This is a genomic window from Candidatus Vesicomyosocius sp. SY067_SCS001, assembly GCF_014706615.1.
Taxonomy (GTDB): Bacteria; Pseudomonadota; Gammaproteobacteria; order PS1; family Pseudothioglobaceae; genus Ruthia.
In genome coordinates, this window is the sequence record NZ_CP054877.1 from 127,911 (window position 1) to 143,486 (window position 15,576).

At 30.8% G+C, this 15,576-nt stretch carries 15 protein-coding genes and 1 other RNA gene; 9 read left to right on the forward strand and 7 right to left on the reverse strand.

The features are described 5' to 3' along the window. Positions 1–307: 307 nt before the first annotated feature. The 3 genes from HUW60_RS04945 to proC all read right to left on the reverse strand — a co-directional run bounded on the left by HUW60_RS04945 (position 308) and on the right by proC (position 2,503). Positions 308–799 (reverse strand): hypothetical protein, encoded by a 492-nt coding sequence (locus HUW60_RS04945; protein WP_238924492.1) that lies wholly within the window; start codon positions 797–799, stop codon positions 308–310. Further along, positions 766–1,365 (reverse strand): hypothetical protein, encoded by a 600-nt coding sequence (locus HUW60_RS04950; RefSeq protein WP_238924494.1) that lies wholly within the window; start codon positions 1,363–1,365, stop codon positions 766–768. Before HUW60_RS04950 ends, HUW60_RS04945 begins: the two co-directional genes overlap by 34 nt. Before the next feature lie 310 nt (positions 1,366–1,675). Then, on the reverse strand, positions 1,676–2,503 hold the full coding sequence (proC, locus tag HUW60_RS00585; RefSeq protein ID WP_190600517.1) for a pyrroline-5-carboxylate reductase: 828 nt from the start codon (positions 2,501–2,503) through the stop codon (positions 1,676–1,678). An 80-nt stretch (positions 2,504–2,583) separates the two neighbouring features. Here proC and HUW60_RS00590 point away from each other — a divergent pair, with 80 nt between their 5' ends. Then, on the forward strand, positions 2,584–3,252 hold the full coding sequence (locus tag HUW60_RS00590) for a phosphoglycolate phosphatase (protein ID WP_190600518.1): 669 nt from the start codon (positions 2,584–2,586) through the stop codon (positions 3,250–3,252). Between the two features lie 27 nt (positions 3,253–3,279). Then, positions 3,280–4,518 carry an adenosylmethionine--8-amino-7-oxononanoate transaminase gene (gene bioA, locus HUW60_RS00595; protein ID WP_190600519.1) on the forward strand — a complete coding sequence of 413 codons (1,239 nt, stop codon included), beginning with the start codon at positions 3,280–3,282 and terminating at the stop codon, positions 4,516–4,518. An 879-nt stretch (positions 4,519–5,397) separates the two neighbouring features. Here bioA and priA read toward each other — a convergent pair. Next, positions 5,398–7,401 (reverse strand): replication restart helicase PriA, encoded by a 2,004-nt coding sequence (gene priA / locus HUW60_RS00600; RefSeq protein WP_190600520.1) that lies wholly within the window; start codon positions 7,399–7,401, stop codon positions 5,398–5,400. 45 nt (positions 7,402–7,446) lie between these two features. Between priA and ybeY the strand changes: the two genes are divergently transcribed. Beyond that, on the forward strand, positions 7,447–7,884 hold the full coding sequence (ybeY, locus tag HUW60_RS00605) for an rRNA maturation RNase YbeY (RefSeq protein ID WP_190600521.1): 438 nt from the start codon (positions 7,447–7,449) through the stop codon (positions 7,882–7,884). A gap of 52 nt (positions 7,885–7,936) precedes the next feature. Here the strand turns inward: ybeY and tilS are convergent, their stop codons facing one another. Both tilS and HUW60_RS00615 read right to left on the reverse strand, forming a co-directional pair. Further along, positions 7,937–9,109 (reverse strand): tRNA lysidine(34) synthetase TilS, encoded by a 1,173-nt coding sequence (gene tilS / locus HUW60_RS00610; RefSeq protein WP_190600522.1) that lies wholly within the window; start codon positions 9,107–9,109, stop codon positions 7,937–7,939. Continuing rightward, complete coding sequence (locus HUW60_RS00615; protein WP_190600523.1) at positions 9,090–10,058, reverse strand: acetyl-CoA carboxylase carboxyltransferase subunit alpha; 969 nt, start codon at positions 10,056–10,058, stop codon at positions 9,090–9,092. Before HUW60_RS00615 ends, tilS begins: the two co-directional genes overlap by 20 nt. Before the next feature lie 252 nt (positions 10,059–10,310). Here HUW60_RS00615 and ccoS point away from each other — a divergent pair, with 252 nt between their 5' ends. The 6 genes from ccoS (at position 10,311) to HUW60_RS00645 (ending at position 14,501) form a co-directional block, all read left to right on the forward strand. After that, a complete protein-coding gene (gene ccoS, locus HUW60_RS00620) occupies positions 10,311–10,451 on the forward strand; it encodes a cbb3-type cytochrome oxidase assembly protein CcoS (RefSeq protein WP_190600524.1) in 141 nt (46 codons plus the stop codon). Positions 10,452–10,544: 93 nt separating this feature from the next. Next, a complete protein-coding gene (locus tag HUW60_RS00625; protein WP_190600525.1) occupies positions 10,545–11,222 on the forward strand; it encodes a TIGR00153 family protein in 678 nt (225 codons plus the stop codon). 12 nt (positions 11,223–11,234) lie between these two features. Continuing rightward, the gene (locus HUW60_RS00630; RefSeq protein ID WP_190600526.1) at positions 11,235–12,515 is read left to right on the forward strand and encodes an inorganic phosphate transporter; all 1,281 of its coding nucleotides are present in this window, start codon (positions 11,235–11,237) and stop codon (positions 12,513–12,515) included. Between the two features lie 3 nt (positions 12,516–12,518). Next, complete coding sequence (locus HUW60_RS00635; protein ID WP_190600527.1) at positions 12,519–12,749, forward strand: BolA family protein; 231 nt, start codon at positions 12,519–12,521, stop codon at positions 12,747–12,749. Between the two features lie 228 nt (positions 12,750–12,977). Then, positions 12,978–14,222: a DEAD/DEAH box helicase gene (locus tag HUW60_RS00640; RefSeq protein WP_190600528.1), complete on the forward strand. Its 1,245-nt coding sequence runs from the start codon at positions 12,978–12,980 to the stop codon at positions 14,220–14,222. Between the two features lie 63 nt (positions 14,223–14,285). Further along, on the forward strand, positions 14,286–14,501 hold the full coding sequence (locus HUW60_RS00645) for a hypothetical protein (protein ID WP_190600529.1): 216 nt from the start codon (positions 14,286–14,288) through the stop codon (positions 14,499–14,501). A 710-nt stretch (positions 14,502–15,211) separates the two neighbouring features. Here the strand turns inward: HUW60_RS00645 and ssrA are convergent. Further along, positions 15,212–15,559, reverse strand: a transfer-messenger RNA (tmRNA) gene (gene ssrA / locus HUW60_RS00650). Between the last annotated feature and the right edge of the window lie 17 nt (positions 15,560–15,576).

A 15,576-nucleotide genomic window follows, 5' to 3' on the forward strand; every position in this document is an offset into this window, starting at 1 on the left:
ATGAGTATGCATCAAGTCATTTGGCAAAAGTATTGTGATTTTTACAAGGGCAAGAGATTACTTTATTTAATGGTGATAGTAGGAATTATTTAGAGACGATTGTGCGAGTAAAAAACTATTGTGAGGTTGAAATACATAGATGTACTCACAATAATTCAGAGTTTCAGTTAAATATTACTTTGGTTCAAGGTATTACCAACAATAAATAGTAAATGTAAATTAACAAGGAGCTCAAAGTTTGTTATTAGGCCAGAGAATATTAATAGCTGAAACCGCTTCGTTAGCAACTATTGCTAATATGTAGTTATTATGTGGTGGTTAATACATTTAATGCTTTTTGAATAGGTTTTAATACATTTATAAGTTTTTTACGAATAGCAGAACCTGTTAAATGGTTTGCTGAAATAGTGCTAATGACTAAACGTTCACTTACACCTGCTAATAGCATTCTAGCAAAGAGCTTTTCTCTTTCATCTTTAATATCATAAACTACAACATTAGCTTGGTTAGTAATATCTACAATAGATTCTTTGAGAGTTATTGAGGGATGATATAGATATTGTCCGAGTACATCTAGTGTACGATATAAAATAGTTTCTTGATTGATTTTTTTTAAAATATTAATTGTTGTTTTTAACAGTAATTGTGTTTGTTTATCTGAAATAATTTGTAAGTCTTTATGTCTGAAGTTAAATGATATTATGCTAATATCAGTATGAATCTCAAAGTAAATATCTTTGAGATTCATACGTTCAATAAAACCAACTAAAAATGCTGTTTTTTTTGACCTTGTTTCCACAATTTAGCTTTTTCTTTTTTGTTGATCAGGTCTTTTTGTAATATCAAATTAGTGGTATCGATTAGTTGTTCTATATTATGTATAAAGGGTAATAATTCTAGTAAATATTTGGCGATATTTTTACCAATATAGGTGTTAATAATAAAATCTTTAGTGAGTAACAAACGTCCGATTTCAGCTTGATTAGCAGTATTAGTAGCGCACCACCAAGTTAGTTTGAGCAAATTTTTATCAAATTTGATTTCATTTGATACTGCTATAACAGCTTCAACTTCGCCCAGTTTGAGTAGTAATGAAAGGTTTGATGATGTTACTTGTCCTATTTTTGACCAGTGCTTTAAATATGATAGATATTTTCCATTCATTGTTCCCATAACTTGATTGATAAGAAGTTTTTTAACTTCTTTGATATATATGTCACTATTACTTGTTTTGCTTAAATCAATAATTTGTTCTCTAAATTGTGTGTTAAGTCCAATAACTAGTAGTTTATAAGTATCAATACGAATCGCGATCGAAGTCTTAATAAGAACATTTAGTTTAAGAATGTCTTCAGTGTTTAGCATTTAGAAGTCTATTGTTTTTTTGATATAACAGAATTTATTAAAAATAACTAGCTTTTGTTTGTTAATGTTGATTATTATTAAAAATCTAGATTGATATGTATGCGTCTGATGGTAGTTATTTATTATTTTAATTATGTTTTTGATATAATTCTATCTTAGAATAGTATTGTTTTTATACCTATTTTTAATAGAATAAGTTTAATATGTAAATTCAATATGTGTCTCAAAAAGTAATAATTAAATTTAGTAAGTGTAATAGTATTTTTTAATAAAAAAATTGTTTAAGTATTGAAATTTGCTGCTTAATGACTTATTCATAATTGCTTAATTCTATACCTATCTTATTTGCTCTATCAGAAGCAGCACGTATTGCATGAGTAATAATAACTTCAAAGTTTTGGTTTTGTAAAGACTCAATTGCTGCTTCAGTTGTTCCATTTTTTGAGGTGACTTTATTGCGAAGTTGTCGTGGTGAATCTTTAGAATGACTTGCCATCATACTTGCACCTAGTGCAGTTTGAATGCTTAACTTTTGTGCTACTACCTCATCTAGACCTAATGTTATACCGGCTTTAGTCATCGACTCAAGCATTAAGAAAAAATACGCAGGACCGCTACCAGAAACTGCCGTGATTGTATTCAATAAATCCTCATCATTTACCCATAAGCATTCACCTACAGAACTTAGTATATTTTCTGCTAGAAATTTTTGTTTGTTTGATACTTGTTTGTTAGCAAATAAACCTGTTATTCCTTGGTTGATCAATGCAGGTGTATTAGGCATAGTACGTACAATAGCTTGGTTACCGCCTAGCCAGCGTTCAATATCATGTGATCTTACTCCAGCAGCAATGGATATAATGAGTGTATTGTTTGTAAGTTTGTTTTTTAAATTTTTACAGACCGAGGATAATACTTGCGGTTTAACAGCAAAAATAATAGTGCTACATTGATTTGCAAGTTTGGTATTATCCGTGAAAACTTCAATATTAAATTCGGTTTTTCGAATGAGTAGTAATGCTTCGTTAGTATCACTGATTTTGATTTGGTTATGGTTAATGTTATTGCTAATAAGCCCAGAAATAATAGCATGGGTCATATTACCAGCGCCGATAAAACCGATAAGTGAATTTTGCATGTTGAATAAGTATTATAAAGTATTAATATACTGTGTATTTTACTAAAATAGTGTTTATTATAGAAAATAAAAGGACCTTGATGAAAAAATTTAATCCAAAATTAATTATTATTGATATAGATGGGACTTTGGTGGATAGTGTTCCAGATTTAGCCTATTGTATTGATGAATTAATGAAATCAATGAATAGGACGCCATGGGGCGAGGTAAAAGTTCGTGACTGGGTCGGTAATGGTGTATTAAAGTTAGTAGAAAGGTCATTGACTGGTAAGCTTGAGGCGAGTGTTAATAAACAAGATTTTGATAAAGCTTATTCAATTTTTTTGGAGTTGTATAGCATTAATACTTCCGTGCGTTCATGTTTATACGATGGTGTAAAAGAAGGTTTGGATTACCTAAAACGACAAGGTTATTTGTTAGGATGTGTGACTAATAAAGACGAGCAATTTACCTTGCCAATTCTAAAAGATTTGGATATTTTTAATTATTTTGGATTGGTAGTATCTGGTGATACTTTAGTAAAGAAAAAACCAGATCCATTGCCATTATTACACAGCGCTGAATTTTTCAATATCCCTCCACAAAATTGCTTAATGCTTGGTGATTCAATTAGTGATGTAATTGCTTCACGTGTTGCTGGTTTTGAGATTATTTGCATGTCGTATGGATATAATCATGGCAAGGATATCCAAGATGCTAATCCAGATTTAGTTATTGATTCAATGATTGAACTTAAAGATTATTTATAATAGCTAGTATCAGTAAAATGTATTCATATGGATACATTTGATAATCAACATATTTGGCATCCATATGCCAAAATTCCAAACGAAGTTCCTACTTATTTGGTTAAATCAGCTGAGGGTGTTTATTTAATTCTGGAAGGCGGTAACCGTGTTATCGATGGTATGAGTTCATGGTGGTCAGCAATTCATGGTTACAATCATCCAGTACTTAATAAAGCAATTGAAACTCAACTAAGGAAAATGTCCCATATTATGTTTGGTGGGTTAACACACCAACCTGCAATTGACCTTACTAAAACATTATTGAGCGTTACACCTGATAATTTAACCAAGGTATTTTTCACTGATTCCGGCTCACTGTCAGTAGAAGTTGCGCTTAAAATGGCCCTACAATATTGGAATAATAAACACCAAGCTAATAAGCAAAAATTTATTACTATCCGGGGTGGATATCATGGTGATACATTTGGGGCCATGAGCGTGTGTGATCCAGATAATGGCATGCATCATTTATTTTCAGGTGTATTGCCACAACACTTTTTTGTTAAAAGTCCATCCATTGTGCCTATGAATGAGGCTCTGGAAGATTTAAGAGTGACATTAAAACAAAATTCTAATAAAATTGCCGCTATGATTTTAGAACCTGTTATACAAAATGCAGGAGGTATTAGGATATACAATCCTCAATATTTACTTAAAGCTAAAAAGCTTTGCAAACAAAATAATATTTTATTCGTTTTAGATGAAATTGCAACCGGTTTTGGCCGTACTGGAGAATTATTTGCACTAGAATACGCTAATGTCGAACCTGATATTTTATGTTTAGGTAAAGCATTAACAGGTGGTTATATAACTTTAGCAGCTACATTAACAACCGATGATGTTTCAAATGTAGTAGGTACACTTATGCATGGCCCTACTTTTATGGCCAATCCATTAGCTTGCGCTGTCGCCAATGCTAGTGTTGAATTGTTACTTAGTTCTCCTTGGAAAAATAGTATTGCCAATATCGGAAAGATATTGAGTACAGAGTTATTACCTCTTAAAAATCATGATAAAGTTAAAGATGTACGAATCTTAGGCGCTATTGGTGTAATAGAGGTTATTCATGAAATTGACATACAAATAGTTCAAAAGTATTTGATTGATTTGGGTGTTTGGCTAAGACCTTATGGAAAATTACTTTACACCATGCCGCCATTTATAATTACTGATGATGAACTTTTAATAATTACTAGTGCTATTAAAGTTATAGTTAATAGACTGTAATTTTAATACAATAGACAGTCAGATGGAATAGTCTATTACTGTCTATTATATAATTCTAATTTAGAAACAGTTTTATAAGTGATTCCCAATAAAAAGATCAATTTTATACCTCGATTTACTTAGTAACTTGTAGAAATTATCGAAAAGACGTTTAGGTGTAAGTTTTTTAGATTTTGTATAATGTAGTATTTGTATCTTTGTTATACTTTTCAAGTAACGGTAAAGATATGGCGAGTAGTATATAGCTAAGAGTAATAATTTTTACTTACTAGTTTATCTATTCTGAGTTTTTGTCTTGTATTTTGTAATTTAGTAGATTTACTTTATTATGCATTAATAAATATGCGTATGACATAATTTTTATAGTTTCATATCCTGGCTTTTGTTTTCTTTTTTAAATTTTTATTTGTTTTCTTTTTTAAATTTTTACATGCTTCTCATTTTTATTTTTAATAAATTCGCTTTTAAATATTAAATTATATCAAAGATATACCTGTTTTAGTATATTTAGAAGGCATACTTATCTAATGAATATATAAGGATGATTGTTAGATGCTATGTTGATATATTTAATTATTATGATAACATTGATAGAAAATTAAATATCATCTATAAAGTTATACCAATATGATTGGTGTTTCTAACAAACCTGTTAAAGACTAGTATCTATAAGATTTCCTAATTTGTAGAAAGTTAGATAATAATGTCTAATAAATATTAGATTAGTCTAAAAATCTTTTTTAATTATATTAAATTATGTATAGTAAGAAATATATAGATTGTAACAACTCACTTTTTATTTTACTTAAGAGTTATAAATTTACACAAGTAAAATACTTTTGAAGTTGATAACTTAATGAGTAATAACTTTATTTGTTGTTATTCAATTGGATCAATATCTAAATACCAACGTACTTTGTTTTTTAGTTTGAGTGTATTGATGTGTTGACTAAAAGTGGATAAGATTTGGTGGAGTGTTACTCGATTATTAGATTGTAGGTATAGGTTAAAGTAGTAGTAGTCTGATTTTTTTTCAATAGTATTAGCAATTGGTCCCCAAATTTCTACTGAATTCATTTGTATGCTTTTTAACAAAATAGCTGCTTCATGTAAGAAATTTTCAGCGTTTTGTTTGTTTTTTGCATTTGCACATAATAATGCTTGGTGTGAAAAAGGTGGCATCATTGCACTTAAACGCTGTTTTAGAAGTTGACTAGCAAATTGTGTATAGCGAGAAGACAAAACAAAATTAAAAATTGGATGATCGGGATAGCGAGTTTGTATAACAACTTCACCTCTTTCTTTGTGTCTACCAGCACGACCAGATACTTGAATAAGGAGTTGGGCTAAATATTCAGTTGCTCGAAAATTTGTTGATAAGAACCCAGTATCAACATCTAGAATACCAACCATTGCAAGGTTGGAAAAATTGTGTCCTTTGGTTAACATTTGTGTACCAATAATAATACAAGATTTGCCAGTGTTGATTTGTTCTAAGTGTTTTGCAAAGGATTTCTTGCGTCGTGTGGTGTCACGATCAATGCGGATAATAGGAGTATCTACAAAGTATGAAGATAGGGTTTCTTCTAATTTTTCTGTGCCATATCCTAATATTTTAAGGCTTTGTTCAGTACAGTTTGGGCAGACATGTTCTGGTATTTTTTCGTCGCCACAATGATGACATTTAAGACGATTGATATAGCGATGATAAACCATTGTTAAATCACAATGGTTACATTGTGCTTTCCAGTTACATTGTGTACAGTAATAGATAGGTGCATAACCTCGGCGGTTAACAAACAACATAACTTGTTTGTTAATGGATAAATATTGCTTGATTTTTTCAATTAGCATTTTAGACAATACACCGTTAGTATTACTGCGCATATCAATCAGACTTACCTTGGGTAAAGTTGCACCACCTGCACGTTTAGTTAGTGTGATGCGTGTGATTTTCTTATCCATCGCATTTTTTAATAATTCTAATGAAGGCGTTGCTGTACCTAAGACCAATGGTATATTAGATTGTTGAGCTCTGATAAAACCTAAATTTCTAGCAGAATATCGAAAACTTGACTGCTGCTTAAACGAGTTATCATGTTCCTCATCAATAATAATTAAACCAAAATTTGATATAGGTGTGAAAATAGCACTTCTTGTACCAAGTATCACGTTAGCATCACCGTTTTTAGCCATAAGATAAGCGTCTAGTTTTTGAGTCTCATTAAGTTGCGAATGGATTGCTATTACGCGTGTTTTTAGGCGTGTTTTAAAATGTGTAATCATTTGTGGCGTTAGACCAATTTCCGGAACCAATACCAATACTTGTTTCTTTTGGTTAATCATTGATTGGATAATGTGTAAATATACTTCAGTTTTACCACTACCAGTCACACCATGGAGTAAAAAAGCGTGATATTGATTGGTTGATTTCAAAATTTGTTCGATAGCAATATTTTGTTCATCTGTTGGTTGAAAGTCTGGCTGTTGTAGTTTATTTGGTAAATCTATGATTTTTTTAATTTTTGCTTCTTTACCTAAAAGTAATTTCTTAGGTAATGTAGATGAAATAACTTTGCTAATTGGATAATGGTAATAATTAGCTGACCATAACAAAAGATCTAAAATTGATTTGTCTAAAATTGGTATTTTATCTAGTACTTCTTCAACAGATTTAAGTTTATACCCTAGTGTATCTTCTCTTTTTTTTTGGAAATTTGTTTCGTTATATCTACTTTTATCTTTAATATCTAATACAATGCCAATTACTTTTTTTCGTGCAAGTGGTACTTTAACACGTACACCAACAGACACCTCGTTATCACATAGATAGTTAAAGGTTTTACTCAATGATAGTATAGCAACTTCAATAATTAATGACAAAGTAATAGAGCTTTGATAAAATAATAATTTTATCTAATATTAAGTATGGTGATTATACAAAATAGTATTCACGATTTATCTGTTAATGAAGATGATTTAAGTTGTATTTTACAAAGAGTGGTTAAAGAATTGGGAAATGGTGAAAGTGAGTTATTAGTTCGATTGGTTGATAAGGCGGAAATTCAAAATCTTAATAAGGTTTATCGATACAAGGATAAATCTACTAATGTATTATCATTTCCAAGTGATTTGCCGATTGAAATTGATGAAAATATTTTAGGAGATGTTGTGATATGTACAGAAGTAGTTTTAAAAGAGTCTATTGAACAGCATAAATCTTTTAATAATCACTTCATGCATATGGCAGTTCATGGTACGTTGCATTTATTTGGTTATGATCATATTGATACTAAAGATGCACAAAAAATGGCAAACTTAGAAAGAAAAATTCTAGCAAAAATTGGGATTAATAATCCTTACTAAATTAGTAAAAATGCTACTATTTATTTAAAACTGGCAATTTTTATTCTTTATATTAAGCGCTATAGGCCTTACCAATACGTTCAATGGCATATAATGTATTACTAATGTAATACATTTTTAACTGGTTTCGTTCCCAAGGTGGAATACAAGCTTCTTGTAATACTTTTTTTAATGATTTGGTGTGTTTTTTTCCTAGTAATTTAATACGTTGACCTTTTTGTCGATAACGAATTGAAAAATTTGGAAAGTCTTTAAATTCCTCATAAAATGGGCAATACTTGTTCTCCTTTGGCAGGATTTTGTTGATGAAATATAATTCATTTTGGTAGCGTCTAACCTCGTACTCATTCCAACTAACCAGTGGATTAGTGCCCTCTTTTGCGTGCAGTAGTTTAATAATTTGGTGCATTATTTTATGACTTGGCGTTAAAAAATTAAGAAAGTTTAGATGATAGCGGAGAATGTTCTTAATTCTATGAATTCTAAGTTTAATAAGCTGACTTATATTGATTCGATTAGTACGATTGATAATGTGATATGTCTTAATATCAATATCGGCCAGTTCGCGTGTAAGTTTTAAGGTTTCTGATTGGTTTTGTGCACTTCTGGAAAGTGTTTCTGTTAAATTTTTATATACCTCAGATAATTTTGGTAGAATTTCTAAACGTAAGAAATTACGTCTAAAATAAGTATTTTTATTGCTGTCATCTTCTATCCAGTTTAATTTATGATTATTAGCATAATCACTAATTTGAGATTTATTAATTGTTAAAAAAGGGCGATAGTGAATACCTTTTCCTAGAGGCTTCTCTTTAGGCATAGCAGCTAATCCAGCACTACCACTACCACGGAATAGTTGTAGAAGTAATGTTTCTGCTTGGTCGTTTTTATGATGTGCCGTACAGAGTACTTCATTTTCTTTTAATAAGTTAGATAATGAACGATAACGTTTCTTACGTGCATGTTCTTCGATGTTAGATGTATTATCAAAAGATAAATTAATGCTTAAGTATACAACATTAAGATTTAAACATGTTGTTTTGCAAAATTTATCCCATTTATTACAAAATTGAGATAAATGATGATTACAGTGAATAACTCTTATTTTATTGGGATAGTATGTGTTTAAATAATGCAAAAGTACGATAGAATCAATGCCACCACTGAGACCAAGGACAATGTTCTTACCTTCAAGAAATAAATCTTTAGTCTTTAAATTTTCCAAAACCTAAGAGTTTTTTTTGTCTATTTTGTAACAATTGTTCTATTGATAGTTGTTTAATTTTGTTGAGTTGTCGTGTTAATACTTCTTTTAAAAGTGCTTTTGTTTGTGAAGGATTACGGTGGATGCCGCCTAATGGTTCTTTAATAATTACATCAATTAACCTGTCTTTTTTAAGATGGGTTGAGGTTAATTTTAAAGATTCTGCTGCAATGTTTGCTTTAGTTACGTCTTTGTATAAAATAGAGGCACAACCTTCTGGAGAAATTACAGAATAAATACTGTATTCAAACATCATAATTGTGTCTGCTACACCAATAGCTAGTGCTCCGCCAGAGCCACCTTCGCCAATAACTATTGAAATAATAGGTGTTGCAAGGGTTGACATTTCAAATAGATTTTTGGCAATTGCTTCGCTTTGTCCACGTTCTTCAGCACCAATACCAGGATAAGCACCAGGTGTGTCAATAAAAGTAACAATAGGCATTGAAAATTTTTCAGCAAGTTTCATTAAGCGTAAGGCTTTTCGGTAACCTTCAGGTCTAGGCATGCCAAAATTGTATTTGATTTTTTCTTGGGTAGTTCGTCCTTTTTGTTGACCAATAAACATCACTGGTTGGTTATCTAATGTAGCAATACCACCAATAATAGCATGGTCATCACCATAAGTACGATCACCATGCAACTCTGTGAATTCATCAAATACATCAGAAATATAATCAAGTGTATAAAGGCGTTTTGGGTGTCGTGCTAGTTGAGATATTTGCCAATCGCTTAAAGATGAGAATATTTTTTTGGTTAAAGCATTACTCTTGGATTTAAGTGCCTTTATCTCATTAATAATATCTACTTTATCTTTAATATTTGCTTTGCCTTTAATATTATCAAGTGTTTGTATTTTTTCTTCTAGTTCTGCAATAGGTTGTTCAAAATCAAGATAATCTAAGTTCATACTCTAGTTTAAAATTTATTCATATACAATGTTTAAAATTATAGCAGAAATACTAGCATTTCTAGCTTTTGCTACTTTTATATTAAGTTAGTTATATAAATAAATTTAAATAGGTATTTTTTTTAATTTAAACGAGTAAGATTTGATGTACTATTATTAATAATGAGTGTAATTGATGCATTAATTCTTATCAGTAGATTAAAAAATGAAAGGCAATTAATTTTGTTTTTTTGATAAAAATAAGGAAGAAACATGGATGTAATTTATTGGCTTGTACCAAGTATGATTTTTGTTGGTTTTGTTCTTGTTATTATTTTAATAATAGGGGTTAAGAACGGTCAGTTTGATGATTTAGAAGGGGAAGGACAACGTATTTTATATGACGAAGAATAGATAAATTTAGCACCTATAAAAATATTAAAAATAAGGTTGACAATTCGTCTTTTTAATAGAAAATTCGCATCTAAAGATGCTAGAAAAAACAAAATGGCTCAAAATATAATAGATGGTCTATTTGGTAAATCACCCATTAGATCATTACAGAAACATATGATACAAGTGCATTCTTGCATTTCAGAACTTAATGGTTTTATGATTGCCATTCATACACAAAATTGGGTAAAAGCTAAAACAATTAAAAGTTATATAGATATTAAAGAAGGCAAAGCAGATATTCTTAAAAAGAATCTACGTTTAAGTTTGTCTTCAATGTTTATGATGCCTTTTTCACGTAGAGATTTACTTGATTTATTACTTATTCAAGATTCTATTGCCAATATCACTAAAGATGTTTCGGGTTTGATGATTAACCGCAAGATGATTTTACCAGATAATATCTTTGGTGATGTTATAGAATTAACTAAGGTTTGTATCAAAACATCAGCTAAGGCACTTAAAGCCGTTAATGAATTAGATGAATTATTAGAAACTGCATTTGGCAGTCGTGAGCGTAAGATTATTAGTTCTATTATTGAAGATGTTAATGAACTTGAAAGTAAATCTGATAAAATTCAGCACGTAATTCGTGCTGAATTATTTCCGCTAGAATCTAGCTTGCCACCTGTTGATGTTATGTTTTATTATCGTACTGTGGAATGGTTGGGTGAGCTTGCAGATGCGGCTCAAAAAGTTGGCTCAAGGCTAGAAGTGCTGTTAGCAAGATAAGGGAGTCTATATATGGATATAATTGCAAATTATGCTGATATTTTTATTATGCTGTCAATTGGGTTTGGTTTATTTATGGCTTGGGGTATTGGTGCTAATGATGTTTCTAATGCCATGGGTACTTCGGTTGGTTCTGCTGCTATTACCTTTAAACAAGCAGTTGTTATTGCGGTTATTTTTGAGTTTTCTGGTGCAATTCTTGCAGGAGGAGAAGTAACTGATACTGTTCGTAAAGGTATTTTAGATGCAGTATTATTTACTAATAATCCACACTTATTAGTGTATGGTATGCTTGCTTCGCTCTTGGCAGCAGGTGCGTGGTTATTGATTGCCTCATCTTTAGGATGGCCAGTTTCTACGACGCATTCAATTGTTGGTGCTATTGTTGGTTTTGGTGCAGTAGGTGTTGGTATTGATGCAGTTGCTTGGGATAAAGTAATTAAAATTGTGATGAGTTGGGTAGTATCTCCAGTACTTGCTGGCACACTTGCTGTTTTTATCTTTAAAAGTCTACAATTCTTAGTGATTGATACTAAAGATCCGTTGATGAATGCCAAGAGATATTTGCCATTTTATGTATTTTTTGTTGGTTTTATTATTGCGTTGGTTACGCAATTTAAAGGCCTTAAACATATTGACTCTTTAGAATATATCTCTAAAGATGTTTCTTTAAGTTTGATAATTGCAATTATAGTTGGTATTTTGGCAGCTGTTATCGCTGCTTTTATTATGAGAAATATTAAGATAAATCCAAAGGATGATAAAGATTTTCATTATGCTAATATGGAAAAGCTTTTTGCTGTGCTTATGGTGATTACCGCATCTGCTATGGCATTTGCACATGGTTCTAATGATGTTGCTAATGCCATTGGTCCACTAGCTGCGGTTTATAGTATTGTAGAAGCTGGTGGTGATATTACCTCAAGGAGCGCTATACCTTCATGGGTTTTGCTGGTTGGCGGCGGCGGTATTATATTTGGTTTTGTGACTTATGGATTTAAAGTTATGAAAACTATTGGCAAAGGAATTACAGAACTCACTCCTTCTCGTGGTTTTGCTGCTGAATTAGCCGCTGCAACAACGGTAGTTTTAGCCTCATCAACAGGTATTCCTGTATCAACTACACAGGTCTTAGTAGGGGCGGTGTTGGGTGTTGGTATTGCTAGAGGTGTGGTTGCACTTAATATGCGAGTTATAAATACAATTTTTTTATCTTGGTTAATTACCTTGCCAGCAGGTGCAGTCATGTCTATTCTATTTTTCTTTGTACTTAAGGGAGTATTTGGAGCATAAGTTATGACATTAGAAGAAATTAAGGAAAAAATTGAATCAGGTATAGAAAATTCAACAGTTATTATGGAAGGTGATGGTTGTAGTTGTTCAACAAAGGTCGTTTCGCCAATTTTTGAAGGTATGTCGCTGTTAGCTAGGCAAAAAATGGTACTTGCTATTATGAATAAAGAAATTGTAAATGGTACGCTTCATGCACTTAGTATTAAAACATGTACACCAAAAGAAGACATCTAAAGTGTATCTATTTTCATATACAATTTGTTCAATACTATTGTTATTGGTATTTATTAAAATTGTGGTTGGTTTTTTATATTTTTATGTGAATAATTAATTTAGTGCACAATTTTATTGTTGTATCGATATGAAATAGTCTAGATTAATTTTTAATAGTTTGATATTTATTCATATATCTAGCATAGCATGCTCATGTAAAATTTCTATCTTTGGATATAAAATATTTTTATGAGTTTTTCTAAATTAGGTTTATCTGATTCAATTCTTAAAGCTATTGAGCAGAAAGGGTATAGTAAGCCATCATCAATACAGAGTCAATCAATACCTGCTATTTTAAATGGTAAGGATGTCATGGCAGCTGCCCAAACTGGAACTGGAAAAACAGCATGTTTTGCCTTACCTATTCTTGAAATATTGTCTAAAAAAAAACCTACAAAATCCAATCGGGTTCGTACATTGATTCTAACGCCCACACGTGAATTAGCTACACAGGTTAATGATAGTGTAATTACTTATGGTAAGTATTTACCTCTTAAATCAAGTGTAGTGTTTGGTGGTGTGAAGATTAATCCACAAATGAAAAAATTGTGTTCAGGTGTTGATATTTTAGTCGCTACACCAGGTAGGTTATTAGATTTGTATTCTCAAAACTCTGTAAAATTTGACATGCTAGAAATAGTTGTATTTGATGAGGCGGATAGAATGCTAGATATGGGTTTTATTAACGATATTAAGAGAATTTTAAAGCTTTTACCGTCAAAAAAGCAAACACTTATGTTTTCAGCTACTTTTTCTAATAAGATTCTAACATTAGCAAAAAGTTTGGTTAACAATCCTGTAGAAATATCAACTACTCCGAGAAATTCTACTGTTAAAGCAATAAAGCAATGGATTCATCCTGTTGATAAATCCAAAAAACATGCATTATTAACTTATCTTATTCAAGAACATAATTGGCGTCAGGTTCTAGTATTTAGTCGCACTAAGTATGGTGCAAATCGCATTGTCAATAAATTAGAAAAGAAAAAGATTAGAGCAACTGCGATTCATAGCAATAAAAGTCAGGGTGCACGTACAAGAGCTTTGTTGGGATTTAAAAATCACGAAGTGAACGTATTAGTGGCAACCGATATTGCTGCAAGAGGTATTGAAATTTATCAATTACCCCATGTTATTAATTTTGATTTACCATATGTACCAGAAGATTATGTACATCGTATTGGTCGTACAGGTCGCGCTGGCTCAAAAGGTGAGGCAATTTCATTAGTTAGTGCTGATGAAGCTAAGCAATTATTTGATGTTGAACGCTTAATTCAAAATAAATTAGATCGTATAATGGTAGCAGGTTTTATTCCAGATCATAATTTGCCAGAGTCAGGTAAAAAATTATTGCCACCAAAAAATAGAAATTCCAATAATTCCAAAAGTCGCAATCAACTTAGATATGGCAAAATGCTAGGTTTAAGAAAATAAACTTAACAATGAAAAATTCATAAGGAAAGTAACATTAAAATTAAATTAATCACGTTTATCATTGTGCTACTTTTAACCCCGGTTCATGCTGGATTGTGGGAGAAAATAACTACAATAGGCGCTAAAATAGTCACACCAACCTCAGAATACTTAATTGAAACGTCAGGCTGGAATATTCGAATATATGAATGGATTCCTGATGATAACCCTAATATACGTTGTTTATTTGCAGCTGGTTCACAAAAAGGTGGAGTGGCTTGTTACTCAATTAACGATTGATAAATAATCAATTTATTTATCAATAAGCTAATTTATTGTAGATGATTAGAACTGGATTTTATCTTTAATTTTTTATAAATATATTTACTTTATATTTAAGTCATAGTATATTTATTTGTAAAATCCGTTTTTAAAATTAGCTGTCTTTTCGTACTTATTGACATAATTTATAATATCCTTTTTATATTAAATTTATCTTTTTTGGATAATTTGTGATTGAGTGCATAATCTATACACCTAATTATATTATTCCTATATATACTGAAATCTTTTAATAAATATATCAATGATTCTTGATATATTATTGTAATTATATTTTGATTATGAGTATATGGTGATAAGTGCTTTTTATTTAGTTTTACTTATAAGTTCAGATCGATATAAATATATTTTATATTAGTGATATTAGATTTTATTTTTTGTTGTTTATGGTGTGTATTAGTATTAATTCCTTTAATTAAGTAATTTTTTAGTCTTTGTTTGTTTTAGAATAAATAAGATGGGTCAATGATCTTATTGTATCAGTGTTTTCTTGACCATTAAATTCTTTTATTTAATTCGTTTCCATCTCGCTTAGATGGCATTATTTTTCTTGGATTTGGCGTATGTTTTTACATTGTGAGTAACAATAATTTGTAATTTATTTAAAATTCTATCCATTTCTGTATAAGAATTTACAAAAAATAGTGTTAATAACTAATAAATATAAGTGGTGGAGATGGCGGGAATTGAACCCGCGTCCGAAAACTTTCAAACAAGAAGTCTACATGCTTAGCTTGATCTATTTTTGTTAACTACTTACCACCCGATCATCAGGGATGTAAGTAGCGATTTTCAACAAGTTTTAACCGAATTATGTGAAAAAAATAATCCTAGCGAGTCTGTGAGCGACCGTCATTCTAAAAATACAGACAACTCTTAGGTGACGGCTAGCTATGCAGCTAGAGCGTAGTTGTTTTCGTTTTCAACTATGTTTTATAAGTATATTTTAACGAGTTGTCTTAATCCTCGGCATGCATTCTTGAGATCTAACCCCTCGTCGAAGCCATGTCATCCCCAAAACTGTATTATAACA

Excerpts from the sequence above, each read along its gene's own strand:
- HUW60_RS04950 (WP_238924494.1), bottom strand. The coding sequence starts at position 1,365 with ATGCTAAACACTGAAGACATTCTTAAACTAAATGTTCTTATTAAGACT.
- proC (WP_190600517.1), bottom strand. The coding sequence starts at position 2,503 with ATGCAAAATTCACTTATCGGTTTTATCGGCGCTGGTAATATGACCCAT.
- HUW60_RS00590 (WP_190600518.1), top strand. The coding sequence starts at position 2,584 with ATGAAAAAATTTAATCCAAAATTAATTATTATTGATATAGATGGGACT.
- bioA (WP_190600519.1), top strand. The coding sequence starts at position 3,280 with ATGGATACATTTGATAATCAACATATTTGGCATCCATATGCCAAAATT.
- ybeY (WP_190600521.1), top strand. The coding sequence starts at position 7,447 with ATGGTGATTATACAAAATAGTATTCACGATTTATCTGTTAATGAAGAT.
- HUW60_RS00615 (WP_190600523.1), bottom strand. The coding sequence starts at position 10,058 with ATGAACTTAGATTATCTTGATTTTGAACAACCTATTGCAGAACTAGAA.
- ccoS (WP_190600524.1), top strand. The coding sequence starts at position 10,311 with ATGGATGTAATTTATTGGCTTGTACCAAGTATGATTTTTGTTGGTTTT.
- HUW60_RS00625 (WP_190600525.1), top strand. The coding sequence starts at position 10,545 with ATGGCTCAAAATATAATAGATGGTCTATTTGGTAAATCACCCATTAGA.
- HUW60_RS00630 (WP_190600526.1), top strand. The coding sequence starts at position 11,235 with ATGGATATAATTGCAAATTATGCTGATATTTTTATTATGCTGTCAATT.
- HUW60_RS00635 (WP_190600527.1), top strand. The coding sequence starts at position 12,519 with ATGACATTAGAAGAAATTAAGGAAAAAATTGAATCAGGTATAGAAAAT.
- HUW60_RS00640 (WP_190600528.1), top strand. The coding sequence starts at position 12,978 with ATGAGTTTTTCTAAATTAGGTTTATCTGATTCAATTCTTAAAGCTATT.